Origin of the sequence: Pseudomonas sp. B21-010 (assembly GCF_024749325.1) — a bacterium.
GTDB lineage: Bacteria > Pseudomonadota > Gammaproteobacteria > Pseudomonadales > Pseudomonadaceae > Aquipseudomonas > Aquipseudomonas kilonensis.
On the sequence record NZ_CP087198.1, the window covers coordinates 3,555,588 to 3,581,950 of the forward strand.

Consider the following 26,363-nt stretch of genomic DNA (forward strand, 5'->3'; position numbering starts at 1 on the left):
GCTTTTTGAGATCTTCAAACACAATATGCAGTGGATAGTACGGACAAAAGGCAGGGTTGCAATTGATCGACATCAAGAATCGGGAGCGACCGGCATTCAGGCTCGAAAAGTCATTTTTTCAAGCGCCGCAGATCCCTTGTGGGAGCGAGCTTGCTCGCGATAGCGGTGGGTCAGTTAAGTTTGATGTTGACTGGGCCGCCGTCATCGCGAGCAAGCTCGCTCCCACATTGGTTTCCGGCTGACTGCAGGATCTAGACTCACCACAGCCCCCCTGTGGGAGCGAGCCTGCTCGCGATGAGGCCGGTTCATTCAACATCAAGGGTGCGGGTCAGAATGCTTTGGGTCTGCTGCGCAGCCCAGCGGGAGCAAGCTCCCTCGCCACAGGACCCCGTGCGATCCCTTACCCCCCACTCATGTTCATGAACCGCACAATCTGCACTTCCCCACCCGGGTTGAAGTCATGGCGCAGTGGCTTGCCACGCAACGCCTGGTGCACCGCCTGGATCACCGGTTGGTCTTCCAGCGGATAACGCCGCAGCAAGCCGCGCAAATCAAGGGAGTCTTCTTGCCCCAGGCACAACAGCAAGCGCCCTTCGACGGTCATGCGCACGCGGTTGCAACTGGCGCAGAAGTTGTGGGTGTTGGGTGAAATGAAACCGATCCGAGTATCCGGATGACGCTCCAGGCGCACATAGCGCGCCGGCCCGCCGCTGCTCTCGGCACTGTCGAGCAGGCGATGATGGCGGGCGATCTCGGCCCGCACCTCATCGCTGGAACAGAACGACTCGCCCCGGGAACGCCCGACCTCTCCCAACGGCATCTCCTCGATAAAGCTGATGTCGATGCGTTGGTCGATGGCGTACTGCACCAGCGCCGGAACTTCATCGAAGTTGCGTCCCTTCATGACCACGCAGTTGAGCTTGATCCGCTCGAACCCGGCGACCTTCGCCGCTTCGATGCCGGCCAGCACCTGGTCCAGGTTGCCGTTGCGGGTGATCGCCCGAAAATGTTCGCCGTCCAGGCTGTCGAGGCTGATGTTCATGCGTTTGACCCCAGCCTCGACCAGCGGCTGGGCCAACCGCCCCAGCTGCGAGCCGTTGCTGGTCATCACCAGTTCCCGCAGGCCAGGCAATGCCGCGATCTCGCGACACAGCCCGACGATGCCCGGACGGATCAGCGGCTCGCCACCGGTCAGGCGGATTTTCTTCACCCCCAGGCCGACGAACAGCCGCGCCAGGCGCTGCAACTCCTCCAAGGTCAAGACTTGCTGACGCGGCAGGAAAGTCATGTTTTTCGCCATGCAATACACACAACGAAAATCACAACGATCGGTCACCGACATCCGCAAATAATCGATCTGGCGCCCAAATCCGTCCTGCAACACCGCGTTCATGAGGTTCTCCCGATTGAGCCCGTGCTCACTGCACCAGCGGCGAGTCGGCACCCTGAAGGTGAATGCCGCGAATGTCCGCCGCACCGATCAGGGTTTGCAGGTACTGCACCAGCGCTTTTTGCCACACGCCCTGCTGCAACTGGGTACGAATCGCCGTCGCCACTGCCTCATACGGCAATGGCTGGCCATCGATTCGCTGGTCGATGCTGATCACGTGCCAGCCATAGCGACTTTCCAGCGGTTTACCGGCCAGGCCCGCCGGCAGGGTGAACAACTGGCGCTCCAGTTCCGGCACGGTCTGGCCCTTGCTGATCTGCCCCAGCGAGCCGCCCTGCTCCTTTGAAGGACACGCCGAATGCGTCAGCGCCAACTCGGCAAAGCTGCCCGGGAACTGGTCCAGCCGCTCCAGCAGCAGCTCGGCCTGGACATGGGCCAGGCTGCGCGCCTCGGCATCGTCCGGCGCACATTCGAGCAGGATGTGCCGCACCGCCAGCAACGGCGCACTGTGAAAGCGCGCCCGGTTGTTTTCGTAGTAACGCAGGCAGGTTGCCTCGTCGCACTGTGGCACCAGCACCTCGCGTTCGAGCAACAACCGCGTCGCCGCCTCCTCTTCGTTTTCGCCGGCACCGACCTGCAACGCCAGGCCAAGCTCGGCGATACGCTGCTGGAGCAATTCGCGAATCACCAGCGCCCGAGCGGCCTGGTAGACCGCCTCCTCACGGCTGTCAGCCGGGTGATACTGCAGCTCCTGGGCCATCGCCTGCGGGGTGACCGACACCCCGTTGACGCTGATGATCGGCCACTCCTGTTCACTGCTGGCAATCAACTGCGGCGCTTCATCTTCCGCCACCGGCCCGGCCTGGGCCGGCTCGAACTGCACCGCCCCCGCCGGTTCGGCATCGGCCACCGGCGCGATCACCGGTGCCGCTTTTGCCGAAGAACCACAGCCGCCGCTGCCGCCACCACTACCGCCACATCCGCATCCACTCGCCATGATCTTCTCCTCAAAACTTCTGCCGAACGATTTGATAACGACGCCCCAGGTACCAGACCGGCGCACTGACGATATGGACCAGACGAGTGAACGGGAACAGCACGAACAGGGTCAGGCCCAGCACCACGTGGAGCTTGTAGACCAGGCCCACCGGCGCTATCGAGGTAGCGGCTTCAACCGGACGCAACAGCACGGTGTTCTGGGCCCAGTCGGCCAGCATCACCATCACCGAGCCGTCCATATGGGCGGTCGACGCCACGATGGTCATCAGCCCAAGTACCAGTTGCACCAGCAGCACCACCAGCACGAGGATGTCCGAGGCATTGGAGGTGGCGCGAACCCGTGGGTCGGTCAGGCGACGGTTGAGCAGCATCACCAGGCCGATCAGGCCCAGTACGCCGAAGAACCCGCCGGAGACCATCGCCAGCAACTGCTTGTTCTCGGTGCTCAGCACGTGGTGGTAGATCGCCGAGGGTGTCAGCAGGCCGACGAAGTGGCCGGCCAACACGAACAGCACGCCGATGTGAAACAGGTTGCTGGCCACGCGCATGCCGCGCTTGTTCAGCATCTGGCTGGAACCGGCCTTCCAGGTGTACTGGGACAGATCAAAGCGTGCCCAACTGCCGAGCAGGCAAATCGCCAAGGCGACGTAGGGGTAGACCCCGAACAACAACAGATCCCATTTAGACATTGCCCACCTCCCCGGCTGGCGCTGCGGCCAGCCCTTCATGCTGAAAATCCACCCAGTGCAGCGGCACCGCACTTTCGTCTCGCGCCTTGCCCGGCGCGCTGGGCAGTGAACTGCAACGGTCCTGCTGTTCGGCCTTCATGAAGTCCACCGCCTCTTCTTCCCAGATTTTGTCCAGGGCTTCGAGGGAGTCATCCCGTGGCTCGGCCTTCACTTGCTCACGCAACTCGGCCACGGCCACCTGAGGCTCGGCCCCGGCGATTTGCAGCAAGGCCCGGAAGCAACTGGCGTAGGCGCTTTCACGCTCGTCCAGGCGCGCCGCGAGCAAAGCCAGCAGGTGCGCTACATCGGCCAGGCCCTCGCGGGCCTCGATGTCTTCGCGGGTGGAAAGAAACTCCAGGTACAGCGGGATGTAGTCGGGCAGTTCCTTGACGCCGATGGCGAAACCGGCCTCTTCGTACTGGGCCATCATGTCGACCATGGCCTGGCCCCGGTCGCGGGATTCGCCATGGACATGTTCGAACAGCAGCAGCGACAGCGAACGACCGCGGCCGAACAGCGCACCGTAGTGCTCCTGGCCATCCATCAGGTCCTTGCCGCAGATCACCTCCAGCAACTCGAACAACCCGGCGCGCTGGTTCGGACTGATTTCCCGCGTTTGGAGAATCGCTTGTTCCAGCTCATCCCGACCGGCCACCAGGGTCTCGGTCGGGTAGTCGAGCAGCAACGAAATCACCTTGAGAATGCGCATGCTCATTCCTCCCACAACTGCACGGTTTTGATCACGTCGCGGCGGTTGGCCTTCTTGCCACCGAACATGTTGGTGTCGGAGCTGCCACTGCAACCGCTGCCAAAGCTGAAACCGCAACCGGAGCGCTCGGCGAACGCGTCGCTCATGGCGTCTTCGCGGTGGGCGCTTGGCACGACGAAGCGGTCTTCGTAGTTGGCGATGGCCAGGTAGCGGTACATCTCTTCCACCTGGTTCACGCTCAAGCCGACGTCGGCCAGCACTTGCAGGTCCTGCACGCCGTCGACCTGCTCGGAACGTTTGTAGGCACGCATCGCCAACAAGCGTTTGAGCGCAAGCTTGACCGGTTTTTCATCGCCGGCGGTGAGCATGTTCGCCAGGTAGCGCAGCGGGATACGCAGGCTGTCGACGTCCGGGATCACCCCGTTCATGCCCACGGTGCCAGCCGTGGCGGCGTTCTGGATCGGCGACAGTGGCGGCACGTACCAGACCATTGGCAAGGTGCGGTATTCCGGGTGCAGCGGCAGTGCGAGTTTCCAGTCCACGGCCATTTTGTAGACTGGCGAGCGTTGCGCCGAATCGATCACCGACTGCGGCACGCCATCGGCCAGGGCCTGGCGAATCACCGCCGGGTCGTTCGGGTCGAGGAAGATCTCCAGTTGCTTCTCGTACAGGTCCTGCTCATTGGCGGTGCTTGCCACTTCGCTGATGCGATCGGCGTCATACAGCAGCACGCCGAGGTAACGGATGCGGCCAACGCAGGTTTCAGCGCAGACGGTCGGCATGCCGGCTTCGATTCGCGGGTAGCAGAAGATGCATTTTTCCGACTTGCCGCTCTTCCAGTTGAAGTAGATCTTCTTGTACGGGCAGCCGCTGATGCACATGCGCCAGCCACGGCATTTCTCCTGGTCGATCAGGACGATGCCGTCCTCCTCGCGCTTGTAGATCGCACCGCTCGGGCACGACGCCGCGCACGTCGGGTTCAGGCAGTGCTCGCACAGGCGCGGCAGGTACATCATGAAGGTGTTTTCGTACTCGCCGTAGATGTCCGCCTGGATCTTGTCGAAGTTCTTGTCCTTGCGCCGCTTGGCAAACTCGGTACCAAGGATTTCCTCCCAGTTCGGGCCCCATTCGATTTTCTGCATGCGCTTGCCCGACACCAGCGAACGCGGGCGTGCGGTGGGCTGATGCTCGCCCAGTGGCGCGGTGTGCAGGTGCTGGTAGTCGAAGTCGAACGGTTCGTAGTAATCGTCCAGGCTGGGCAGGTCCGGGTTGGCGAAGATGTTCGCCAGCACGCGGAACTTGCCGCCGATGCGCGGGTTGATCGAACCGTCAGCGTTGCGGATCCAGCCGCCTTTCCACTTGTCCTGGTTTTCCCACTCCTTGGGATAGCCGATGCCAGGCTTGGATTCGACGTTGTTGAACCAGGCGTATTCCATGCCTTCGCGGCTGGTCCAGACGTTCTTGCAAGTGATCGAGCAGGTGTGGCAGCCGATGCATTTGTCCAGGTTCAGGACCATGCCGATTTGTGAGCGAATCTTCATCTCAGTTCTCCTCGATATCAGTCGGCAGTGGACGCGGCAAATCATCGCCACTGGAACCATCGAGCCAATCGACCTTGACCATCTTGCGCACCACGACGAATTCGTCGCGGTTGCAACCGACCGTGCCGTAATAGTTGAAGCCGTAGGCCTGTTGGGCGTAGCCGCCAATCATGTGGGTGGGCTTGAGCACCACGCGGGTCACCGAGTTGTGGTGGCCGCCACGGGTCTTGGTGGTTTCCGAACCCGGCACGTTCACGATCCGTTCCTGGGCGTGATACATCATCACCATGCCTTCCTTGACCCGTTGGCTGACCACCGCACGGGCGGTCAGCGCGCCATTGACGTTGAAGCATTCGATCCAGTCGTTGTCCTCGATACCGGCGCGCTTGGCGTCGATTTCCGAGAGCCAGACAATCGGTCCGCCACGGCTCAAGGTCAGCATCAGCAGGTTGTCGCTGTAGGTGCTGTGGATGCCCCACTTCTGGTGCGGGGTGATCCAGTTCAGGACGATCTCGGTCTCGCCATTGCTGCGCTTGCCCTTCACGCCGGCGATGGTGCGGGTGTTGACCGGTGGCCGATAGCTCATCAGCTGCTCGCCGAACGCCTGCATCCACGGGTGATCCTGGTAGAACTGCTGGCGACCGGTGATGGTGCGCCATGGGATCGACTCATGGACGTTGGTGTAGCCGGCGTTGTAGCTCACGTGATCGTCTTCCAGGCCAGACCAGGTCGGGCTGGAAATGATCTTGCGTGGCTGGGCCTGGATGTCACGGAAGCGAATCGCCTCGTGCTCCTTGGACACCGCCAGGTGGCTGTGGTCGATGCCGGTGAATTCCGACAGCGCTGCCCAGGCTTTCACCGCGACATGGCCGTTGGTTTCCGGCGCCAGGGACAGGATCACTTCGGCAGCGTCGATGGCGCTGTCGATTTTTGGCCGCCCTTGGCTGATACCCGCCTCGACTTCCTTGTGGTTCAGTTCGCCGAGGAATTTAACTTCAGTATCAGTGTTCCAGTTGATGCCCTTGCCGCCGTTGCCGAGTTTTTCCAGCATCGGGCCCAGGGAGGTGAACTGCTTGTAGATGTTCGGGTAGTCGCGTTCCACCACGTGCAGGTTCGGCGCGTTCTTGCCCGGGATCGGCGCCACACCGGCACTTTTCCAGTCGGTGCCGCCAAACGGTTGGGCCAACTCGCCGACGCTGTCGTGCATCAGCGGTACGGTGACCAGGTCTTTCTCGACACCCAGGTGGCCGACCGACATGGCGGAAAACGCCTTGGCGATGCCCTTGTAGATTTCCCAGTCCGAACGCGATTCCCAGGCCGGATCGATGGCGGCCGACAGTGGGTGGATGAACGGATGCATGTCCGAGGTGTTCATGTCGTCTTTTTCGTACCAGGTGGCGGTCGGCAAGACGATGTCGGAATACACGCAGGTCGAGGACATGCGGAAATCCAGGGTGGTCACCAGGTCGAGCTTGCCAATGGCGCCCTCGTCGACCCACTCGGCTTCGGTGGGCTTGCACTCGGTGCCATGGCCGATGTCTTCGTTCATCACGCCGTTCTTGGTGCCGAGCAGGTACTTGAGCATGTACTCGTGGCCCTTGCCCGAGGAGCCCAGCAGGTTGGAACGCCAGATGAACATGTTGCGCGGGAAGTTCACCGGGCTGTCCGGCTGCTCGCAGGCAAAACGCAGGGAACCGTCCTGCAGCGACTTGACCACGTAGTCCTTGGGTTCCATACCCGCGGCGGCGGCGTCCCGGCAGATGTGCAGCGGGTTGGTGTTGAGCTGCGGTGCGCTCGGCAACCAGCCGGCCCGTTCGGCGCGGATGTTGTAGTCCAGGGCGTGCTCGGGGAATTGCGATTTGTCGGCCAGGGGCGAGAGCACATCGTGCATGCTCATCTTCTCGTGGCGCCATTGCGAACTGTGCCCGTAGAAGAAGCTGGTGCCGTTCATTTGCCGTGGCGGACGGTTCCAGTCCAGGCCAAAGGCCAGGGGCAGCCAGCCGCATTGCGGACGGAGTTTTTCCTGGCCGACATAGTGGGCCCAGCCGCCGCCGGTCTGGCCGACACAACCGCAGAGCATGAGCATGTTGATCAGCCCGCGGTAGTTCATGTCCATGTGGTACCAGTGGTTCATCGCCGCACCGACGATGATCATCGAGCGTCCACGGGTTTTGTCGGCGTTGTCGGCAAACTCGCGGGCGATCTGGATCGCCTTCTCGCGGCTTACGCCAGTGATCTGCTCCTGCCAGGCCGGGGTGCCGGGCACCGAAGCGTCGTCATAGTCCTTGGCAACGTTGGCGCCGCCCAGGCCACGGTCGATCGCCAGGTTGGCCGCCGACAGGTCGAATACGGTGGCGACTTTCGCCACGCTGCCATCGGCCAGCACCACGCTGTGCACCGGCACCCGACGGAACTGCACCGCGTCACCGGCCACATGCTGGAAGTACTCCTGGGCTTCGCCGGCGAAGTACGGGAACGCCACCTCGGCGACGTCGCCGCCGATCAGGCTCAGCTTGAGGTCGATCTCACGTCCCTCGCCGCCTTCACGGGGCAGGATGTTCCACTTGCCCTTCTCACCCCAGCGATAGCCGATGGAGCCTTGGGGCGAAACCAGTTCGCCGGCGGCATCCATGGCGATGGTTTTCCATTCCGGGTTGTTGTCCTGGCCGAGGTTGTCGGTCAGGTCGCTGGCCCGCAGGAAACGGTCCGGCTGGTAACCCGCACCCGGCGCAGCGCCGAGCATCGGCTTGAGCATCACCAGTACCGGCAGGTCGGTGTAGCGCTTGGCGTATTCGGTGAAATAGGCGCTCGGCTTGTCCAGGTGGAATTCTTTGAAGATCACATGGTTGAAGGCCTGGGCCAACGCGGCGTCGGTGCCCTGCTTGGGGTTGAGCCACAGGTCGGTGAGCTTGGCGACTTCCGAATAGTCCGGGGTGATCGCCACGGTCTTGGTGCCCTTGTAGCGCACCTCGGTGAAGAAGTGGGCGTCAGGGGTACGGGTCTGCGGGACGTTGGAGCCCCAGGCAATGATGTAGTTGGAGTTGTACCAGTCGGCCGATTCCGGCACGTCGGTCTGCTCGCCCCAGACCATCGGCGAAGCTGGCGGCAAGTCGCAATACCAGTCGTAGAAGCTCAGGCACACGCCACCGATCAACGACAGGTAACGCGAGCCGGCGGCATAGCTGACCATCGACATGGCCGGGATCGGCGAGAAGCCTACCACCCGGTCCGGGCCGTGTTCCTTGACGGTATAGACGTTGGCGGCGGCGATGATCTCGTTGACTTCTTCCCAGTTGGAACGGATGAAGCCGCCCATGCCGCGCTTGCTTTTATAGGAGTCGGCCTTGGCCTTGTCCTCGACGATGCTGGCCCAGGCTTCCACCGGCGGCAGGGTCTGCCGGGCTTCGCGCCACAGCTTGAGCAATGGCTTGCGAATTTTCGGGTACTTGAGCCGGTTGGCACTGTAGATGTACCAGCTGTAGCTCGCGCCGCGAGGGCAGCCGCGTGGCTCGTGGTTGGGCAGATCGTTGCGGGTACGCGGATAGTCGGTCTGCTGGGTTTCCCAGGTGATCAGGCCGTTCTTGACGTAGATTTTCCACGAGCACGAACCGGTGCAGTTCACCCCGTGGGTGGACCGCACGATCTTGTCGTACTGCCAGCGCGAACGATAGACGTTCTCCCAATCGCGGGATTCCTTGCGGGTCTCGCCGTGACCATCGGAAAACTCGCCTTGCTTGCGGTTGAAAAACCGCAGTTGATCCAATAAATGACTCACAGTGTGTTCCTCTCAGGCTTGCTCCGCGGGGTCTGCGCCCCGCCCACGCAATAGTTGAATTCGTCTTAGCAGGGAGTCGCCGCGCCCTTGCGGGCGTACCACCACCAGGTCACCACGATGCAGCTCAGGTAGAAGCCGACGAACATGTAGAAGGCCATCTCCGGGCCGCCGGTCAGGGCCATCGAAGTGCCGAATGATTTGGGAATGAAGAAGGCTCCGAAGGCGCCCATGGCCGAGCTGAAACCCAGCACGGCGGCCGATTCCTTGCCGGCGTTCTTGAGCGCCAACTCGCGTTGTTCGGGCTTTTTGCCCAGGGCGGACTTCTCGTGCAGGGTGCGGAAGATCACCGGGATCATGCGGAAGGTCGAACCGTTGCCCACGCCAGTGGTGATGAACAGCAACATGAACATGCCCAGGAAGCCGTAGAAATTGCCGCCCTGGCCGTTCTGCGGCAGGAAGTGCAGGACCCCGAAGACCATCACGATCATCAACACGAAGTTCCACAAGGTGACCTTCGCGCCACCGAGCTTGTCCGCCAGCCAGCCGCCCAGCGGCCGTACCAGCGCGCCCACCAGTGGACCGAGGAAGGCGAATTTCAGGGCAATGACGTCCGGGAACGAGGTCTTGATCAGCAGTGGGAAGGCGGCGGAAAAACCGATGAACGAACCGAAGGTGGCCAGGTACAACCAGCACATCAGCCAGTTGTGCTTGCGCTTGAAGATCACCGCCTGTTCGCTGAACGAAGCGCGGGCGCTGGACAGGTCGTTCATGCCGAACCAGGCAATCAGGGTCACGGCGAGGATGAACGGTACCCAGATGAAGCCGGCGTTCTGCAACCACAGCGAGCTGCCGTCGGCCAACACCTGCGGCTGGCCGCCCATGAAGCCGAACACACCGAAGGAAATCACCAGCGGCACGCTGAACTGCATCACCGACACGCCCAGGTTACCCAGCCCGGCGTTCAGGCCCAGGGCGGTGCCCTGCTGGGACTTGGGGTAGAAGAAGCTGATGTTGGACATGCTCGAGGCGAAGTTGCCGCCGCCAAAACCGCAAAGCAATGCGATCAGCACGAACACGCTGTAGGGCGTGGCCGAATCCTGCACGGCGAAGCCCATCCACAAAGCCGGTATCAGCAACGACGCCGTGCTCAGCGCGGTCCAGCGGCGCCCGCCGAAGATCGGCACCATGAACGAGTAGAAGATGCGCAAGGTCGCGCCGGACAGCCCCGGCAATGCCGCCAGCCAGAACAACTGGTCGGTGCTGAAGCTGAAGCCGATGGCATTCAGGCGCACGATCACCGTGCTCCAGACCATCCACACCGCGAAGGCCAACAGCAGCGCCGGGATGGAAATCCACAGGTTGCGCCGGGCGGTCAGCTTGCCGCTACTGCCCCAGAAAGCAGGGTCTTCCGGGCGCCAGTCATGAATGACCGGGCCCTTTTCAGGCGTTTGCAGAACGGACATGTTCTTCTCCTTGGGCAATGCTGGAAAACGGGGATTGAGTGGCCGGCGGCTGTTTACCCAGCAGCGGGCGCTTGCGCATTTCGCTGAAGTACATCCAGGCCAGGGAGACCCAGACCACGCCGTACATCAACATGAAGCAGGACGAGCGCACGCCGGTGAGATCCACCAGGGCGCCGAACATGATCGGCAGCACGAACCCGCCCAGGCCGCCGGCCAGGCCGACGATGCCGGACACCGCGCCCATGTTTTTCGGGTAGTCGTTGGCGATGTACTTGAAGACCGAGGCCTTGCCGAACGCGAAGGCGATGCCCATCACGAACAGCAGCACGGTGAACAGCGTGGGGGTGAGACCGATGTGGAAATCGACGATGCCGTTGACGGTCTGCACTTGCAGCTGCGTCTGGGGATAGGAGAGCAGAAACAGGCAGATCCAACTGACCCACAACACCCACCAGGTCACGCTCTGAGCGCCCCAGCGGTCAGACATCCAGCCACCGACGGCCCGCAGCACGCCACCGGGCAAGGAGAAACACGCCGCCAGCAGCGCCGCGCTTTGCAGGCTGAAGCCGTATTCCTGCACGTAGTACTTGGTCATCCACAAGGCCAGGGCCACGTAGCCGCCGAAGACGATCGAGTAGTACTGGCAGTAGCGCCACACGGCCGGCTCTTTCAGGGTTTTCAATTGCTCGCGCAACGTCGCGCCGCCGGTGCCGCTGTGTTCCTTTTTCTCGGTGGTGAGAAACCAGAACAGCAGCGCGGTGATGAACAGGATGGCGCTGAACACTTTCGGCACCAGGTGCCAGGTGCCGAACGCGATCAGCGCCGGAGCGAGGAACTTGGTCACTGCCGCACCGGCGTTGCCGGCGCCGAAGACGCCCATGGCAAACCCCTGGTTCTGCTTGTCGAACCACTTGGCGACGTAAGCGATGCCCACCGAGAACGAGCCACCGGCCAGGCCGACGAACAGGCCCAGCACCAGGAACTGCCAGAAGGCCGTGGCGAGGGTGATCATGTACAGCGGCAATACGCAGACCAGCATCAGCAGGAAGAACACGATCCGTCCGCCAAAGCGGTCGGTCAGAAGCCCCAGGGGCAAGCGCACCAGCGAACCGGTCAACACCGGCGTGGCAGCCAGCAGGCCGAATTGGGTTTCATTGAGGGCCAGCATTTCCTTGATCGGAACGCCGAGCACGGCAAACATCATCCAGACCATGAAGCACACGGTGAAGGCCAGGGTACTCATCCCTAGTACCAGCCCTTGTTGCACTTGCGCTCGCATCACGATGCACTCCGTCAGTTCGATGAGCGCAGCCTAGTGATACGAACCCCGCGAAAACTTGACCTGGATCAACGTGCGCCGGGGCGGTCCAGGCCTATGCTTGGCCCGTCTACCTCCAAGGAGGTAGACCCGGATATTGATACAACCCTTTATTTATCAATATCTTGAACAAGTCTGCCGAAGCTTTTATGGAAATGGAGCGGCCGACAACTCTTTAGAGGTAGTGCGCCCAGGATTGGCTGCTACACCCCCAGGTCCAGGGCGCCCCCTATGCTCGGTTCACAGTTTTGCCCCGCAGGCCCGCGTCGATGATGCGTTGGCTGCGCAGTTCCCTGCCCGCTCGCGCCGGGCTGGCGGTGATCCTGATCGCCATCCTGGCCTTGGCCAGTTCCTTGAGTGCCGGGTTGATCGCCTGGTTCAGCCAGGGCGACGCTGCTGCCATCAACACCGCCGGCTCCGTGCGCATGGAGACCTACCACCTGAGCTGGAAACTGGCGGCGGGGGCCAACGACGACATCCCGGCGATCACCGCCAGCCTGCAACAACGCCTCGACAGCCCAGCCCTGCGCGCCGTGCTGGAAGATGGGCCGGAAACCTCCCTGCACAAGAGCTATCGCGACCTTGTGCAACGCTGGAACCAGACCTTGCGCCCGGCCATCGAGCGTGGTGACTCGGCGTTTTTCCAGGCCAATGCCAATGCCTTCGTCAACCAGTTGGACCGGTTCGTCACCCTGCTGCAACGCCAGAGCGAGCACAAGCAAGGCTGGCAGCAGGTGATCCAGGGCGCGGCGCTGTTCAGCACCATGATCATCCTGCTGATCGGCCTGTATGAATTGCAGTACGGCGTGGTCACGCCCTTGCAGGAGTTGGTGGACGCCACCCAGCGCTTTCGCCGTGGCGAATTCCAGGTGCGAGTCAATCACCAGTCCGAAGATGAACTGGGCCAGTTGGCGACCAGTTTCAACACCATGGCCGAGACCATCGAGCAATCGCACCGCACCCTGGAAAACCAGGTCCGGCAAAAGACCCTGAACCTGCAACAGGCCAACGCCGCCCTGGAGCTGCTGTACCAGAGCAGTCGCAGCCTGGCGACGCGCCAGGCCAATGCCGAAGGGCTGGACGAACTGATCCGGCGCTTCCAGCAGCGCCTGCCGGGCCTGCGCCTGACGCTGTGCCTGCAAGGGCAATTGCAGTCACCGGCCAGGCACTTGCTGGCGTTGCATGGCGCCGACAGCCGCCAGGTCTGCGCCAGCAGCGATTGCGCCAGCTGCCATAAACGCAACGCTGCACGCCCGCAAGCCTTCAGCATCAGCAACCAGGGCAACGAACTGGGTGAGCTCAAGGCCCATTTTGTCGACGGCCACGCCGCGCAGCCCTGGGAAACCGCATTGATCCAGGCCCTGGCCAACCTGATTGGTACGTCGCTGTCGCTCAAGCGCCAGCGCGAACAGGACCATCGTCTGCTGCTGCTCGACGAACGCACGATCATTGCCCGCGAGCTCCACGATTCCCTGGCCCAGGCCTTGTCGTACATGAAGCTGCAAGTCAGCCGCATGCAGACCCTGATGCGTCGGGGCGAACCGGTGCAGACCCTGGAGACCGTCACCGGTGAACTGCGTGAAGGGCTCAACAATGCTTATCGCCAGTTGCGCGAGTTGCTGACCACCTTCCGCTTGCAGATCCACGATGACGGCCTGGTCGAAGAGCTCAAGGACACCGCCGAGGAGTTCTCCAACCGAGGGGACTTCAAGGTGCATCTGTTCGTCGACACCCTGGCCTTCGAGCTGTCGGCCAGCGAGCAGATCCACATCCTGCAGATCACCCGCGAGGCCCTGTCCAACTGCCTGCGCCACGCCCATGCCGAAAACGCCTGGCTCGAACTGCGCCAGGAAGGCGAGACCGTGCAGCTGTCGATCGAAGACGATGGCCGCGGCTTCAGTGGCGAGGTGGACCAGCGCGAACACCATGGCCTGAACATCATGAACGAACGGGCCCGTAGCCTGCGCGGCCAACTGCAGATTCACTCCCGTACACCCCAGGGCACCCGCATCCAGGTGCATTTCCAACCGGAATTCCTGGGCCAACACACCGAAGGCCTCGCAACATGAACGCCCCCCTGCGCCACACCCTGCTACTGGTCGACGATCATCCGATGATGCGTCGCGGGATCCGCCAGATGCTTGAACTCGAAGACGATTTGCAGATCGTTGGCGAAGCCAGCCACGGCGAAGAAGCCCTGACCCTGATCGAACCGCTCAACCCCGACCTGGTGCTACTGGACAACAACATGCCGCAGATGAACGGCATCGAGACCCTGCGCCGGCTGCGCGCCATGCACTACACCGGCAAGGTGCTGCTGTTCACCGTGTCCGATGCCGAGGACGACATCCGCGATGCCCTGCGCCTGGACGCCAACGGTTACCTGCTCAAGGACATGGAGCCGGAGCTGCTGATCCAGTACATCCGCGATGCCCTCAACGGCGCCCTGGTGATCAGCCCGGGCCTGACCCGCGTCATGGCCCAGGCGCTACGCTCGCCACCGCGCCAGGCCGATGTGGAACTGACCGAACGCGAACGCCAGGTCCTCAAGACCATCGCTGGCGGCTACAGCAACAAAGTCATCGGGCACAAGCTGGGCATCACCGAAGGCACGGTCAAGGTGCATGTGAAGAACCTGCTGCACAAGCTCGGCTTGCGCTCACGGGTCGAAGCCGCGGTGTGGGCGATGGAGCATTTGCGCGGGGCGGGCTAGCCCTGGTTGGGGGCCATGAATAAACACACAACCTGTGGCGAGGGAGCTTGCTCCCGCTGGGGCGCGCAGCGGCCCTGTTTTTTTGGGGGCTGCTGCGCAGCCCAGCGGGAGCAGCTCCCTCGCCACAGGATCTGTGTTCTGCAGGCATTGATTTGACTGGCATGGCCGCTCCTCATCCCTCTTCCGAGGTAGGCCTGCCGAGGCATAGGCCGGCGGCGATTTGGGCTCTACCATGACGGCACGCGGAGGTACGCCATGCTGACCCACCCTTCCATCGTTTTACTGTTGCGTCGTCATCACCTGTTCAGCCAACTGCCGGAGCGGGTCTTTGAGGATGTCTGCAGCCTGGCTGTCCTCAAACGCCTGGAATGCAACAGCACGCTCATGCACCAGGGCGATCCGGCCAAGCGGTTTTTCTTGTTGGTCAGTGGTCAGATCAAGCTGTTCCGGGTGACCGGTGAGGGCCAGGAGAACCTGGTGGAAATCATCCAGCCCGGCCAGACCTTCGCCGAGGCCCTGCTGTTCAGCCAGGCCCGCTGCTATCCGGTCAGTGCGTCGGCGATCAAGGACAGCGTGCTGGTGAGTATCGAGGGTACCCATTACCGCAAGGCCCTGGAGGACCAGCCCAAGGTCTGCCTGGCGATCCTGGCGAGCATGAGCATCCATCTGCACCAGCGCCTCAAGGACATCGACAACCTGACCTTGGCCAGCGCCAGCCGGCGGGTGATCAATTTCCTGCTGCAGGAACGCGATCCGCGGGATGGTCAGGTGGTTTTGCAGGTGTCGAAGCGGCTGGTGGCTTCCAAGTTGGGGATTCAGCCGGAGACGTTTTCGCGGATTCTGCATCGGTTGGTGGATGGGGGGTTGATTGCCATGGAGCGGCGTAACATTCGTATCCTGGCTGAAGAAGAACTGGCTGGTTACCAACAGTAACCGGGCCAGTCCCGGATTTGACCATGGTCAAGGCGTATTACTGGCGGCCTCGCACACTGGCAGCGTCCATCAGTGGAGAACCCTCATGTCCGATTCAAGCCTTCCCTTGGTCTACTCCTGCTCCGGTTGCTCGAATGTCGCGCAACTGGCCAATACCCTGGCCTTGCGCCTGGATCGCAGCGGCCTGGCCGAAATGTCCTGCATCGTCGGGGTCGGCGGGCATGTGGCTGCGCTAGTCAATAAAGCGCGCTCGGGACGGCGAATCCTGGCACTGGACGGCTGCCCGCTGCAATGCGTCGAAAGCTGCCTGAACCGGCACGACCTGCACGCCGATGTGCATCTGATCTTCAGCCACCACGGTTTGCGCAAACGCAACGGCGAGGATTGCACCGAGGAGCAGAGTGACGATTTGTTTGAGGAGATCAAGCGGCTGATTGAAAGCCAGATGATCGAAGCCTCCGAGACGGCTTGAGAAGGCGAACAGGTGCTAGTGTCGAACACCAAAACCTGTGGCGAGGGAGCTTGCTCCCGCTGGACCGCGAGCGGTCCTAAAACCTGTAGCCTCCGTATGTCAGTTAGAACGCACTGGCTGATTCAATTTTTTGAAATCAGCTCAACTGATACTGCAAACCTAATCTTGAGATAACGCGCCAAGAACTTAAAGCTTACAGAAATTACTTACAGAAACTTCCAAGACCCGTCCTACGACAGCAATATACCTTTCCTAAGAATCAGTAAGCTCATTCCCACAACCAACACGACTAACATTTCAGAAAACTCGCTACCTCTTCGCGATGATGTAAAGCCGCAACATCTTGAAAGTAATATTCAGTTGGCGCGATCTCCACCACCTGCAAAAAATCATCGTCAACGATATAGCCCGCGCCTGGGGATTACCCGAGTGGCCGACACAACTTGGTTGGACCGTATTGGAATTCCGGTGGATCAAAGGTACGTCAATGAGTGCAAATTTTTCAGGCATTACGTGGGGCTTTCCCGGCATCGACCGGCGTCTTCTGAAAGTGCAATTCAGTTTTTTGTTGATGGTTTTGGGCGGGCGGTGCAATCAACTGGCGGTGGCCTGGTGGGCCTTGCAGGAAACAGGCTCTGCGCTCTATTTCGCCAACATGATTGCCTGTTCCATCGCGACGGAGGTGTTAGCCAAACCCCTGCTGGGATGGCTGGGGGACAAGTACAACAAAATCCTGATCATCAAGCTGGCCTCATGGATCAGCCTGCTGACAGCGCTGTTGATGGTGGTACTGTCCGCCACGGGGTCGTTCAACCCCTGGACGGTGGGCGCGCTGATGATGATCAGCAGTGCGATCGTCGGCGTACGCGACCCTCTCCAGGCTTCGATCATTCCTTTGTTTGCAGACGACGATAAAGTCTCCCTGGCCTTTCGGACCAAAAGCGTGATGTCGTCCTTTTCCATTCTGCTGGGACCGGTACTGGCCAGCGGGTTGATTTACGGATTCGGTATCACGTTCGCCTTTGCCGCCGATTTTTTTGCAATTCTCATCGCCGGGGCGTTGATCGCAACCATCCCAAGCCCCATCGGTGCCACTGGCCAAGGCGAAGAAGCCCCGGGTGCCAGCGGCTTCAGCATGATCTATTCCGGCTTCAAAGTGGTTTACGGAGTGAAAGTCGAATTTTACCTGGCCATCATCGCAATGCTGATCAACTTTGCCCTGTTTCCGTTCTTCACCATCCTGATTCCACTGTATGTAAAGGACGTCATCCAGTACCCGGTCACTTACATCGGTCTTCTGGATTCGTGCTTCGGACTGGGCATTCTGGCGGGCAGTTACAAGATCATCGGCTGGTTATCCGACCGGGTCCCCCGTGACATGTGTGTGTCCGCAGGTTTTGCATTACTGGGGGGCAACCTTGTAGTGGTCGGGACCGTTTCATCGTCGTTCATCGTGCCCGCGGCCTTTTTCTGCGGCGGCGTCGGCCTGATGTTGATTAACATCCCCACTTCCGCTGTGAGGTTGCTGGCAACGCCAAAGCTCCATCGCAACCGGATTTTTGCAACGGTTTCATTTCTGTCTGCGGCGGCCAGCCCCTTGGGCAGTTTCGCGATGAACACCCTGCTCGCCTATCTGGGGGTCGCACTGACAATCACGCTGCTGGGTGTCATGGTGCTGCTGTTGTCTCTGCTGGTCTTTCTGGTACCCGACTTCAAATCTTTCATGCGTTCCCAGGATACGCAGCTCAATGATGCCTATCTGGACAAATACCCTAAAGCGTTTGCGCACTGACGTACCTCGCCGTACCAAGATCAAAAGATCACAGCCGCAGCTCCGCAGGAGATCTGTGTACATCCGCAAGAGACAGGTCGGCTGTCAGGCCGCCATCGCGAGCAAGCTCGGCTCCCACATGGATGGGTTACATCCGCAGGAGCCAGGCCGGCTGTGAGGCCACCTATATCGCAGGCAAGCCATACACTGGATCTGCGTCGATCACAGCAACTCAACCTCTCACCCCGCCGCCAACCCCTTGCCCGCCCGCTCCAGATTGCGCCAGAGCCAAGGCGGCAGGACGTCCGGATCAAGACTGTCGATCAAGTTCTTCAACGCCAGCCCCAACTCGGTATCCCCCTCGATCACCAACCGCCGACGAAAGAACAACGTATCCGGGTCTTCCTGCCGGCTGGCCAGCAACAGGAATTCGCGCCAGTTGCCGCTGATGGTGACCTGGGCCTCGGCCCGTTCGGCAATGCGCAATCCGTCCCGTGCCAAAGTCAGGTACCAGCACAACTTCAAGTCCGGCACGCGCAGGCACAACCAGCGCCCACGCAGCACATCAAACCCGCCATCGCGCAGCGGCTCGGCCAGGCAGCGATTGAGCGCCTGTTGCAACGCCAGTCGCTGCACCACGAACGGCACCTTGCCCACCAGCGGCAGCAAGCGGTCGGCGCCTTTGAGCACCCACTTCTTCGGACTCAACACAGGCCCGCCTCCTCTACCTTCAACATGCCGGCATGGCCGTGCCAGTAACCATTGCAACCGTCCACGAACAGCGGCGGTGCCTCGCCCTGGCGAACTTTGTCGAAGGCCGTGACCACCTCGGCCATGCCTTGGGCACGCGGACTCAGGCGCAGCACATCGGCGCCGCAGGCCATCAACGCGTTGTAGTCGGCCAGCAGGTTCGTCACCTCGCCGGACATCGTCTGGATGCCGTTGAGGGTGAACAACTGTTGGCCTTCCTGACTGCTCAACGCCAGGCCGTCGGGGTAGTTGATGCAGCAGAACTGACAGTCGTCCTTGGGGCGGTTTTCGGCTCGGGCGGTAAAGCAGCGCGCCGAGTACGCCAAGGGCAGATGACCGTAGGCGAAGATCTCCACCTCGGGCACCTCGCGGTCCATGTCCCGCACCTGCTCCAACACATCGCCGATCAGCGCCGCCGAACACTCCACAGGCGGCACCCAACGGATCATGCCGCTGTCGAGCAATTGCCCCAGGGCGTGGCCGTTGTACAAGTTCAGCGCCGGTCCGCCGACGAAAGGCAGCTTGCGTTCGGCCATGAACTGCACCGCGCCCATGTCGTTGGCTTCCACCAACAACTGGCCGTTGTCACACAGGCGTCGCAGCGAGGACAGCTCCGAGGCTGCCTCGATCAGCGTCAGGCTCGACAACACAATCTGTGCCTGGCTGCACGCTTGCAGCTCGCGCGCCAACCCCAGCCACTGATCCAGGGAGAACGCCCGGCGTTTCGAACACACGGTTTCCCCCAGGTAAATCACGTCCAGCGGCAATGCCGACATCTCGGCATAGAAATTCCCCAGTTGCGCTTTGTCCCAGTAAAACAGGACCGGTCCCAGGCTGAGTTTCATCTGGCCTCCCCTCATTGCCATGATCGATGGTAGGCACCCAGGGTGGTCTGGCTGCCTTCGGACAAGCCAGCCAGCACCTGGCGCCATTCTTCCTGCACCCGGAACCGTTGCGGCGCGGCCTTATGGGCATCCAGTGCGGCGCGCCAGACCCGGGTCACTTGCTCAACGTAGGCCGGGCTGCGTTGGCGACCTTCGATCTTCACCGCTTCGACGCCGATGGCCGCCAGCTCCGGCAGCAGGTCGAGGGTGTCGAGGCTGGTGGGTTCTTCCAGCGCATGGAAGCGCTTGCCGCCGACCAGGAAGCGGCCTTTGCACAGGGTCGGATAACCGGCCGGTTCTTCGGGGGTGTAGCGGTCGATCAGCACCTCGCTCAGGCGTGCGCTGAGGCCTTGGGCATCCTCGCTCCAGCGCACCGCCTTGGCGGGCGAGCAGACGCCGCACAGGTTCGGCGATTCGCCGGTGATGTAGGAAGACAAGTGGCAACGGCCTTCAGCCATGATGCACAGGCTGCCGAAACCGAAAACTTCAATCGGCACCGGACTGCCCGCCGCCACCTGTCGCACCTGGGCCAGGGACAGTACCCGCGGCAGCACCGCGCGACGGATGTCATAGCGCTGCGCGTAGAACGCCAGGGCCGCGGCGTGTGTGGCCGAGCCTTGTACGGAAAGGTGCAGCGCCAACCGAGGATGGCGCTGGCTGGCATAGCTGAGCACGCCAGGGTCGGCGGCAATCAGGGCGTCCACGCCGAAATCGGCGGCACGGTCCACCGCCCGTTGCCAGCGTTCCCAGCCCTTGGGCTGCGGGTAAGTATTGACCGCCACGTACAGCTTGCGTTGATGCTGACGGATATGTGCGACAGCCGCGTCGAACTGCTTGTCGTCCATGTTCAGCCCGGCAAAATGCCGGGCATTGGTGTCATCGCGAAAGCCGACATAGACGGCATCGGCGCCTTGGCGCACCGCCGCTTTGAGGGCAGGCAGATTCCCTGCCGGGCAAACCAGTTGCATGGGGCATCCTCATGAGAAAAACTCAAGCGCCGCCAGTCTAGCCAGCCCTCGGCCGGCGACCTTGACGACAATCAATTGCCGTCAATGCATCAGCTCGGCGAATGGCAGGTACAGCACCTTGTCGTGCTTGTGCAGTTGCGCCTCACACTCCACCACCGCCAGCCCATCGGCCCAGCAAGCGGCCGTCAGCATCGCCGAACTTTGCTGAGGGTGCAGTTCCACACACAGGTGGCCGTTGGCATCCGGGACCAACCTGGCCCGCAGGTACTGCCGGCGTCGGTTGCGCTTGAGCCAGTCGAACCCGGCTGGAACCTGCAACGGCACAGGTAACACGTCGCCCATGCCCTGGGCCCGGAACAGGAACGGACGCACGACGATCAGCGCGGTAATCAACGCCGCCGACGGGTTGCCTGGCAGCCCGATCCAAGGCTTGCCTTCCACATCGCCAAAGGCCAGGGGCTTGCCCGGCTGGATGGCGAGGCGCCAGAGGTCGATGCTGCCCAAGGCTTCGATGGCATGCTTGAGGTGGTCTTCTTCACCCACCGAGACACCGCCCGAGGTGATCAGCACATCGCATTCGGCGGCGGCCAGGCGCAACGCTTGTCGACTGGCCAATAGCTGGTCGGGCATGACCCCGAAGTCATGCACCTCGACACCCCAACCGCGCAACAGTGCGGCGAGGCTATGGCGATTGCTGTTGTAGATCTGTCCTGGCGCCAGTGGCTCGCCCGGCTCGCGCAGCTCATCGCCGCTGCTGAGCAAGCCCACTTGCAAGGGGCGATAGACGTCCACCTGGCCGACGCCGGCACCGGCGAGCAAACCCAACTCCTGGGCGCGCAAGCGCGTGCCGGCTTCGAGCAGCCGGTCTCCTCGACGCAGTTCCTCGCCTTCCTTGCGAACATGGTCGCCGCCATTGACCGACGGCAACCAGACCCGCTCGCCATCGACGCGACAGCTTTCCTGCGGCACCACCGTGTCGGCCCCCGGTGGCAGCGGCGCGCCAGTAAAAATCCGCACGACGTGCCCGGCTTGCAACGGCTCGCCCGGTTCTTCACCCGCGGCGATCCGCCCACCCAACAGCAGGTTGCCGCCGTCACCCGGCAGGTCAGCGGCCCGCAGGGCATAGCCGTCCATCGCGCTGTTGTCCCAGGCCGGCAGGTTCATCGGGCACACAATGTCAGTGGCCAGCACACGCGCCAGGGCCTGATCCAGGCCAACCCGTTGCACGGGCGGTGGCGGCGGTGCCTGGTCGAGCAGATGACGGATCGCTTCATCCACCGGCATCAGCACGCCGCTGTCGCACACCCGGCCGCTCACGAGCGGGTCTCGCAAGCCGTTGGGGCGATGCCGTCCTGGGGCTTGAGGTGCGGGGTGAAATTGCACGGGCCAGTGCGGCTGTCCAATTGCCCGGCCAGGATCTGCTCCCACCCGGTCCGGCACGCCCCCGGCGAACCCGGCAAGCAGCACACCAGCACACCATTGCTCATGCCCGCCAAGGCGCGCGATTGCAGGGTGGACATGCCGATCTCCGCCAGCGACACCTGGCGGAACAGCTCGCCGAAACCGTCGACGTGTTTGTCCAGCAGTGGCGCCACCGCTTGGGGGGTGTTGTCGCGCGGGGTGAACCCGGTGCCGCCGGTCATCAACACCACCTGCACCTTGGGGTCGGCGATCCATTGGGAGACCTGGGCGCGGATCTGGTAGATATCGTCTTTCACCAACCCACGGTCGATGAGCACGTGTCCGGCCGTTTGCAACAGGTCCGCCAGGGTTTGGCCCGAGGTGTCGGTGTCGAAGGTGCGGGTATCGCTGATGGTAAGGACCGCGATGTTCAGCGGTTGAAAGAGGCGTTGCGTCAGATGGGCCATGATCAGCCGTCCTGTCAGAAAAGATGGCCCAGCCTGAACCGCAATCGTTGCCGGGCCTATTCCTCGTTGGAGGTACCTCCCTTGGCACCCCATGCAAGAACGATCCTGTCCCAGTAGGAGCTGACGAGCGAAGCGAGGCTGCGATCTTTCCCGGGCCACTTGAGTCTCAAGCAAAAGATCAAAAGATCAAAAGATCGCAGCCTCGCTACGCTCGGCAGCTCCTACAAGGCATCCATTCAGGGTGCCAGGCGGCTGCGCTGCCAGGCGCCATCCTGCAGGCGGTAGTCGAGACGATCGTGCAAACGGTCGGCGCGGCCCTGCCAGAACTCCATCCGTTCAGGCCGCAGGCAATAGCCTCCCCAATGGCCGGGGCGCCGCACGGGTTGATCGGCAAAGCGTTTTTCGGTTTGCGTCAGCAAGGTCTCCAGCGCGGCCCTGTCCTTCAGTGGTCGGCTTTGTGGCGACGCCCAGGCACCCAGGCGACTGGCGACGGAACGGGATTCGAAATAGGCATCCGACAGCGCCGGATCGAGTTTGTCGACCGGCCCTTCGATGCGTACTTGCCGCTCCAGCCCCGGCCAGAAAAACGTCATGGCCGCCCAGGGGTTGCCCGCCAGGTCCTGGCCCTTTGCGCTGTCGTAGTTGCCGAAAAACGAAAAGCCCTGGGCGTCGAAGCCCTTGAGCAACAACACCCGACAGTGAGGCCGGCCCTGCTCGTCCGCCGTCGCCAAGGCCATGCTGTTGGCTTCCACGGGTGGGCTTTCGGTGTCGCGGGCCTGTTGCATCCAGAGCGCGAACAACGCCATGGGGTCGTCGGGGGCCTGGGCTTCATCCAGGCCATCGAGGGTGTACTGGCGGCGCATTTTGGCCAGGGAAAGGGGCATGACGGTGATCTCCACGATGGATTTTGGCCAGTGTGGATTCTGTGGCGGTGGCGGGCCTTGATCGTTGTCAATGGCGGTTCTTGTGGTGGGTTGAAGGGCGCTATCGCGAGCAAGCTCGCTCCCACAGGTGATCTGCTGTGTTCACAAGATCCCTGTGGGAGCGAGCTTGCTCGCGATGAAGGCAACTCGGTCTAGCCGGTCAACGGCTACTTAAGCCCCAACCGCCGCGCCAGCTTATGCAGATTGCTCGGGTCAACCTCCAACAGCCGCGCCGCCCCCGCCCAGTTCTGCCCGCAGCGTTCCAGGGCCTTGAGGATCGCCTGTCGCTGGCAACCGTCGACGGCCTCGCTCAAGGGTTGCACGGGCGCATCCAACGCTTGCAGAGCCTGTTCCGGCAGCGCCTGCGCCGAAGCGGCGCTGGCGTTGACGTCAAGGTCCAGCACCTGGGGTTCCAGGGTCATGATCAGGCTGCGACTGGCGCCGCGGCTCAGCTGTTTCAACGCCGCGCGACTGATCACGTGCTCCAGTTCCCGCACGTTGCCGGGCCAGCTGTACGCCAGCAGCGCCTGTTCAGCCGCCGGTGACAGGCGCAACCCACGCAAGCCCAGGCGCGTGCGGTTCAGTTCGAGAAAGTGCCCGGCCAGCATCAACACATCGTGGCCGCGCTCGCGCAGCGGTGGGATCGGCACCGGATAGACCGAGAGCCGGTGATACAGGTCCGCGCGAAACAGCCCGTCGCGAATGCTGTCGGGCAGGTGCCGGTTGGTGGCGGCGATGATCCGCACATCGACGTGCAGCGGCTTGTCCGCCCCCAGACGCTGGATCTCGCCGTTCTGCAGGGTCCGCAGCAACTTGGCCTGGACGCTCAACGGCAATTCACCAACCTCATCGAGAAACAGCGTGCCGCCATTGGCCGCATCGAAGCGCCCGGCCCGGTCGGCGGTCGCCCCGGAAAACGCGCCCTTGACGTGGCCGAACAACTCGCTTTCGGCCAGGGACTCGGGCAACGCCGCGCAGTTGACCTGGACCAGCGGCTTGTGGCCGCGCCGGGACAGGCGATGCAGCCGCCGGGCGAACAGCTCTTTACCGACGCCGGTTTCGCCCAGCAACAGCACCGGCAGTTCGGAGTCCGCCAGCACATCCAGCTCGTTGAGCAACTGCTGCAACCCCTCGCTGCGCCCGAGGATCTCGCCCTCTTCGGCGGGTAGCCGCAGGTCGGTCTGGTCGCTGCGCGATGCTCGCAGACTACGGTTTTCCTGCTCAAGGCGAGTGACCCGCACCGCCGCCTCGATCTGCAACGTACAGCGTTTGAGCTCCTCGCGGGCACGGCTGTCGAAGGTGCCGGCGTGCAACGCATCCAGGGTGATCGCCCCCCACAGCCGTCCTTCCACGTACAGGCTCACGCCCATGCAGTCATGCACCGGCAGTGGTTCGCCGACGTGGTTGTCGAGCAAGCCGTCATAAGGGTCCGGCAAACGGCTGTCCGGCTCGAACCAGGTGGGTTCGCGCGACGCCATGATCGCCGCCAGGCGCGGGTGCTGGGCAATCACGAAGCGCCGTCCCAGTGCCTCGTGGACCAGGCCCACCGTGGCCACGGGCCTGAGGCTGTCGTCGTCCAAACGCAGCAGCCCCACGGCGCCACTGTTGAAGTATTCGCGCAGGGTCTGCACCAGGCGCTGCAATCGCACCGCATTGGGCAGCTCGACGATCAGGTCGGCGGCCAGGCTTTCACGCAGCATGGTAGTGATGACCCTCCAGGGTTCGTTTGACCCTTCACAATCAGGGTGACAATCACCCTGGCAAAAATTTAATGCTTTGTTTTCAATCGGTTGAAACTGGCACGTCGACTGCAAAGTTCGCTCATCCGTCCCTGCCGGGATTCAACCCAAGGAAACATGATGAGCCTCGATTTGCTGGAACAAAGCCTCGGCCAACTGGCCTGCGACATTCCCGGTGCAACCCGTACCTTCCATCATTACAACCTCGACTTCTGCTGCGGCGGGCGAAAGTCCTTGCGTGAAGCGGCGCTGGGCAAAGGCCTGAACCCGCTGCTGATCGCCGACGCCCTGCGCACCCTGCAAGCCGCCGGGGAGCTGGGCCATGACTGGCGCGACGAGCCCCAGGCGACGTTGATTGCCCACATCCTGGAGCGCTACCACGCACGCCATCGCGAACAGCTGCCGGAACTGATCCGCCTGGCCCGGCGCGTCGAGCAGGTCCACGGTGCGCGCCCCAGTTGCCCGAACGGCCTGGCCGATCACCTGCAGGACATGTACCAGGAACTCGAAGGCCACATGCTCAAGGAAGAACAGGTGCTGTTCCCGATGCTGCAACAAGGCTTGGGCGAACGGGCCTCGGCGCCGATCCAGGTGCTGCGCTACGAACACGACCAGCACGGTGAAGCCCTGGAAACCATGCTCGCCCTGACCGACCAGATCACCCCGCCCTCCGACGCCTGCAACACCTGGCGCGCCCTGTATCGCGGGCTGGTGGAGTTTCGTGATGACCTGATGCAGCACATCCACCTGGAAAACAATGTGTTGTTCGTCAATGCGATGAAGCCAGTACGCTGACCCTCAAACATTGCCCATTACTCCTGTGTGACTCCTGTGGGAGCAAAGCTTGCTCGCGATGGCGTAGTGTCAGTCAATATCAATGTTGACTGATTCACCGCCGTCGCGAGCAAGCTTTGCTCCCACAGGCATTTGCAACTCTCATTTGCCGCCCTCATCCGCAGCTCAAAACTGCCAATAGAACATCGCCTTCGCCAACACCACGATCAGCACCATGTGCCCCAGGATACTGCGGCGCAACCAACAGGCGCGGCCGGGTGTCAGGCGACCGTTCTTGAGCCAGTACGCCAGCCACAAATAATGACCGATGATGCTCAGCGCCAGCAGGATCTTCAGGCTCAGCAGCAGGCCGAAGCTGTTGCTCCACGGCTGGCTCAATGCGCCGCGATGCTGCCAGGCCAGGGCCATGCCGGCGCCGTACAGCACCAGCACGACGCCGTGCAGCACGTGCCGCGAGCGCTGGGCGATGGCCTGGTCGGCAGCGTCCTTGACGCCTTGGGCCAAGGGCCGACGGGCGCTATGCCAGATGAAGACCTCGAAAAACAGCGTGCCAATGAAAGCGATGGCCGCCAACAGGTGGGTAACCAGCAAGACCCCGTACATTATCGATCCCCTCTACCCAAC

At 62.2% G+C, this 26,363-nt stretch carries 22 protein-coding genes; 6 read left to right on the top strand and 16 right to left on the bottom strand.

Annotated elements, in window-relative coordinates; all coding sequences use genetic code 11:
* Positions 1 to 400: 400 nt before the first annotated feature.
* From moaA to LOY50_RS15555, 8 genes are all read right to left on the bottom strand, one after another.
* Complete coding sequence (gene moaA, locus LOY50_RS15520; protein ID WP_258688243.1) at positions 401 to 1,393, bottom strand: GTP 3',8-cyclase MoaA; 993 nt, start codon at positions 1,391 to 1,393, stop codon at positions 401 to 403.
* Positions 1,394 to 1,418: 25 nt separating this feature from the next.
* Positions 1,419 to 2,387, bottom strand: coding sequence for a peptidylprolyl isomerase (locus tag LOY50_RS15525; protein ID WP_258688244.1), 969 nt, complete (start codon positions 2,385 to 2,387; stop codon positions 1,419 to 1,421).
* A gap of 10 nt (positions 2,388 to 2,397) precedes the next feature.
* Positions 2,398 to 3,078 carry a respiratory nitrate reductase subunit gamma gene (gene narI / locus LOY50_RS15530; protein WP_063320860.1) on the bottom strand — a complete coding sequence of 227 codons (681 nt, stop codon included), beginning with the start codon at positions 3,076 to 3,078 and terminating at the stop codon, positions 2,398 to 2,400.
* Positions 3,071 to 3,826 (bottom strand): nitrate reductase molybdenum cofactor assembly chaperone, encoded by a 756-nt coding sequence (gene narJ / locus LOY50_RS15535; protein ID WP_214510208.1) that lies wholly within the window; start codon positions 3,824 to 3,826, stop codon positions 3,071 to 3,073. The genes narI and narJ overlap by 8 nt, the downstream gene beginning before the upstream one ends.
* A gap of 2 nt (positions 3,827 to 3,828) precedes the next feature.
* Complete coding sequence (gene narH / locus LOY50_RS15540) at positions 3,829 to 5,367, bottom strand: nitrate reductase subunit beta (protein ID WP_253475359.1); 1,539 nt, start codon at positions 5,365 to 5,367, stop codon at positions 3,829 to 3,831.
* 1 nt (position 5,368) lies between these two features.
* On the bottom strand, positions 5,369 to 9,142 hold the full coding sequence (locus LOY50_RS15545) for a nitrate reductase subunit alpha (RefSeq protein WP_175360675.1): 3,774 nt from the start codon (positions 9,140 to 9,142) through the stop codon (positions 5,369 to 5,371).
* 65 nt (positions 9,143 to 9,207) lie between these two features.
* Entirely contained in the window at positions 9,208 to 10,605 is a 1,398-nt protein-coding gene (locus LOY50_RS15550; RefSeq protein ID WP_214510206.1) for a NarK family nitrate/nitrite MFS transporter, read from the bottom strand.
* Positions 10,583 to 11,884, bottom strand: coding sequence for a nitrate/nitrite transporter (locus LOY50_RS15555; protein ID WP_408980867.1), 1,302 nt, complete (start codon positions 11,882 to 11,884; stop codon positions 10,583 to 10,585). The genes LOY50_RS15550 and LOY50_RS15555 overlap by 23 nt, the downstream gene beginning before the upstream one ends.
* Positions 11,885 to 12,192: 308 nt before the next feature.
* On the opposite strand from LOY50_RS15555, the gene LOY50_RS15560 reads away from it, so the two are divergent.
* The 5 genes from LOY50_RS15560 to LOY50_RS15580 all read left to right on the top strand — a co-directional run bounded on the left by LOY50_RS15560 (position 12,193) and on the right by LOY50_RS15580 (position 17,833).
* Positions 12,193 to 13,992, top strand: a complete 1,800-nt coding sequence (locus tag LOY50_RS15560) for a HAMP domain-containing protein (protein WP_258688249.1) — start codon at positions 12,193 to 12,195, stop codon at positions 13,990 to 13,992.
* The gene (gene narL, locus LOY50_RS15565; protein WP_024616161.1) at positions 13,989 to 14,636 is read left to right on the top strand and encodes a two-component system response regulator NarL; all 648 of its coding nucleotides are present in this window, start codon (positions 13,989 to 13,991) and stop codon (positions 14,634 to 14,636) included. The genes LOY50_RS15560 and narL overlap by 4 nt, the downstream gene beginning before the upstream one ends.
* Before the next feature lie 255 nt (positions 14,637 to 14,891).
* Positions 14,892 to 15,569 carry a Crp/Fnr family transcriptional regulator gene (locus LOY50_RS15570; RefSeq protein ID WP_024616162.1) on the top strand — a complete coding sequence of 226 codons (678 nt, stop codon included), beginning with the start codon at positions 14,892 to 14,894 and terminating at the stop codon, positions 15,567 to 15,569.
* Between the two features lie 85 nt (positions 15,570 to 15,654).
* On the top strand, positions 15,655 to 16,041 hold the full coding sequence (locus LOY50_RS15575; RefSeq protein WP_258688250.1) for a putative zinc-binding protein: 387 nt from the start codon (positions 15,655 to 15,657) through the stop codon (positions 16,039 to 16,041).
* A gap of 343 nt (positions 16,042 to 16,384) precedes the next feature.
* Positions 16,385 to 17,833 carry an MFS transporter gene (locus LOY50_RS15580; RefSeq protein ID WP_258688251.1) on the top strand — a complete coding sequence of 483 codons (1,449 nt, stop codon included), beginning with the start codon at positions 16,385 to 16,387 and terminating at the stop codon, positions 17,831 to 17,833.
* A gap of 219 nt (positions 17,834 to 18,052) precedes the next feature.
* Here LOY50_RS15580 and LOY50_RS15585 read toward each other — a convergent pair whose 3' ends face one another.
* From LOY50_RS15585 to norR, 7 genes are all read right to left on the bottom strand, one after another.
* Positions 18,053 to 18,523: an SCP2 domain-containing protein gene (locus tag LOY50_RS15585; RefSeq protein ID WP_024616165.1), complete on the bottom strand. Its 471-nt coding sequence runs from the start codon at positions 18,521 to 18,523 to the stop codon at positions 18,053 to 18,055.
* Positions 18,517 to 19,407 carry a U32 family peptidase gene (locus LOY50_RS15590; protein WP_003202470.1) on the bottom strand — a complete coding sequence of 297 codons (891 nt, stop codon included), beginning with the start codon at positions 19,405 to 19,407 and terminating at the stop codon, positions 18,517 to 18,519. Before LOY50_RS15590 ends, LOY50_RS15585 begins: the two co-directional genes overlap by 7 nt.
* An 11-nt stretch (positions 19,408 to 19,418) precedes the next feature.
* Complete coding sequence (locus tag LOY50_RS15595) at positions 19,419 to 20,414, bottom strand: peptidase U32 family protein (RefSeq protein ID WP_253475376.1); 996 nt, start codon at positions 20,412 to 20,414, stop codon at positions 19,419 to 19,421.
* Positions 20,415 to 20,495: 81 nt separating this feature from the next.
* Entirely contained in the window at positions 20,496 to 21,731 is a 1,236-nt protein-coding gene (glp, locus tag LOY50_RS15600; RefSeq protein WP_258688253.1) for a gephyrin-like molybdotransferase Glp, read from the bottom strand.
* Positions 21,728 to 22,282 (bottom strand): molybdenum cofactor biosynthesis protein B, encoded by a 555-nt coding sequence (gene moaB / locus LOY50_RS15605; RefSeq protein ID WP_014339169.1) that lies wholly within the window; start codon positions 22,280 to 22,282, stop codon positions 21,728 to 21,730. Before moaB ends, glp begins: the two co-directional genes overlap by 4 nt.
* A gap of 236 nt (positions 22,283 to 22,518) precedes the next feature.
* The gene (pdxH, locus tag LOY50_RS15610) at positions 22,519 to 23,166 is read right to left on the bottom strand and encodes a pyridoxamine 5'-phosphate oxidase (protein WP_258688255.1); all 648 of its coding nucleotides are present in this window, start codon (positions 23,164 to 23,166) and stop codon (positions 22,519 to 22,521) included.
* Positions 23,167 to 23,372: 206 nt separating this feature from the next.
* Positions 23,373 to 24,905, bottom strand: a complete 1,533-nt coding sequence (gene norR, locus LOY50_RS15615) for a nitric oxide reductase transcriptional regulator NorR (RefSeq protein ID WP_014339167.1) — start codon at positions 24,903 to 24,905, stop codon at positions 23,373 to 23,375.
* 159 nt (positions 24,906 to 25,064) lie between these two features.
* Between norR and ytfE the strand changes: the two genes are divergently transcribed.
* Positions 25,065 to 25,739 carry an iron-sulfur cluster repair protein YtfE gene (gene ytfE, locus LOY50_RS15620; protein ID WP_258688256.1) on the top strand — a complete coding sequence of 225 codons (675 nt, stop codon included), beginning with the start codon at positions 25,065 to 25,067 and terminating at the stop codon, positions 25,737 to 25,739.
* A gap of 165 nt (positions 25,740 to 25,904) precedes the next feature.
* Here ytfE and LOY50_RS15625 read toward each other — a convergent pair whose 3' ends face one another.
* Positions 25,905 to 26,342: a hypothetical protein gene (locus LOY50_RS15625; protein ID WP_258688258.1), complete on the bottom strand. Its 438-nt coding sequence runs from the start codon at positions 26,340 to 26,342 to the stop codon at positions 25,905 to 25,907.
* Positions 26,343 to 26,363 lie beyond the last annotated feature (21 nt).

Excerpts from the sequence above, each read along its gene's own strand:
- LOY50_RS15570 (WP_024616162.1), top strand. The coding sequence starts at position 14,892 with ATGCTGACCCACCCTTCCATCGTTTTACTGTTGCGTCGTCATCACCTG.
- LOY50_RS15560 (WP_258688249.1), top strand. The coding sequence starts at position 12,193 with ATGATGCGTTGGCTGCGCAGTTCCCTGCCCGCTCGCGCCGGGCTGGCG.
- LOY50_RS15590 (WP_003202470.1), bottom strand. The coding sequence starts at position 19,407 with ATGAAACTCAGCCTGGGACCGGTCCTGTTTTACTGGGACAAAGCGCAA.
- moaB (WP_014339169.1), bottom strand. The coding sequence starts at position 22,282 with ATGGCCCATCTGACGCAACGCCTCTTTCAACCGCTGAACATCGCGGTC.
- LOY50_RS15595 (WP_253475376.1), bottom strand. The coding sequence starts at position 20,414 with ATGCAACTGGTTTGCCCGGCAGGGAATCTGCCTGCCCTCAAAGCGGCG.
- narH (WP_253475359.1), bottom strand. The coding sequence starts at position 5,367 with ATGAAGATTCGCTCACAAATCGGCATGGTCCTGAACCTGGACAAATGC.
- ytfE (WP_258688256.1), top strand. The coding sequence starts at position 25,065 with ATGAGCCTCGATTTGCTGGAACAAAGCCTCGGCCAACTGGCCTGCGAC.
- moaA (WP_258688243.1), bottom strand. The coding sequence starts at position 1,393 with ATGAACGCGGTGTTGCAGGACGGATTTGGGCGCCAGATCGATTATTTG.
- narI (WP_063320860.1), bottom strand. The coding sequence starts at position 3,078 with ATGTCTAAATGGGATCTGTTGTTGTTCGGGGTCTACCCCTACGTCGCC.
- LOY50_RS15550 (WP_214510206.1), bottom strand. The coding sequence starts at position 10,605 with ATGTCCGTTCTGCAAACGCCTGAAAAGGGCCCGGTCATTCATGACTGG.
- LOY50_RS15525 (WP_258688244.1), bottom strand. The coding sequence starts at position 2,387 with ATGGCGAGTGGATGCGGATGTGGCGGTAGTGGTGGCGGCAGCGGCGGC.
- narJ (WP_214510208.1), bottom strand. The coding sequence starts at position 3,826 with ATGCGCATTCTCAAGGTGATTTCGTTGCTGCTCGACTACCCGACCGAG.
- pdxH (WP_258688255.1), bottom strand. The coding sequence starts at position 23,166 with ATGCCCCTTTCCCTGGCCAAAATGCGCCGCCAGTACACCCTCGATGGC.
- LOY50_RS15575 (WP_258688250.1), top strand. The coding sequence starts at position 15,655 with ATGTCCGATTCAAGCCTTCCCTTGGTCTACTCCTGCTCCGGTTGCTCG.
- LOY50_RS15555 (WP_408980867.1), bottom strand. The coding sequence starts at position 11,884 with ATGCGAGCGCAAGTGCAACAAGGGCTGGTACTAGGGATGAGTACCCTG.
- narL (WP_024616161.1), top strand. The coding sequence starts at position 13,989 with ATGAACGCCCCCCTGCGCCACACCCTGCTACTGGTCGACGATCATCCG.
- norR (WP_014339167.1), bottom strand. The coding sequence starts at position 24,905 with ATGCTGCGTGAAAGCCTGGCCGCCGACCTGATCGTCGAGCTGCCCAAT.
- LOY50_RS15625 (WP_258688258.1), bottom strand. The coding sequence starts at position 26,342 with ATGTACGGGGTCTTGCTGGTTACCCACCTGTTGGCGGCCATCGCTTTC.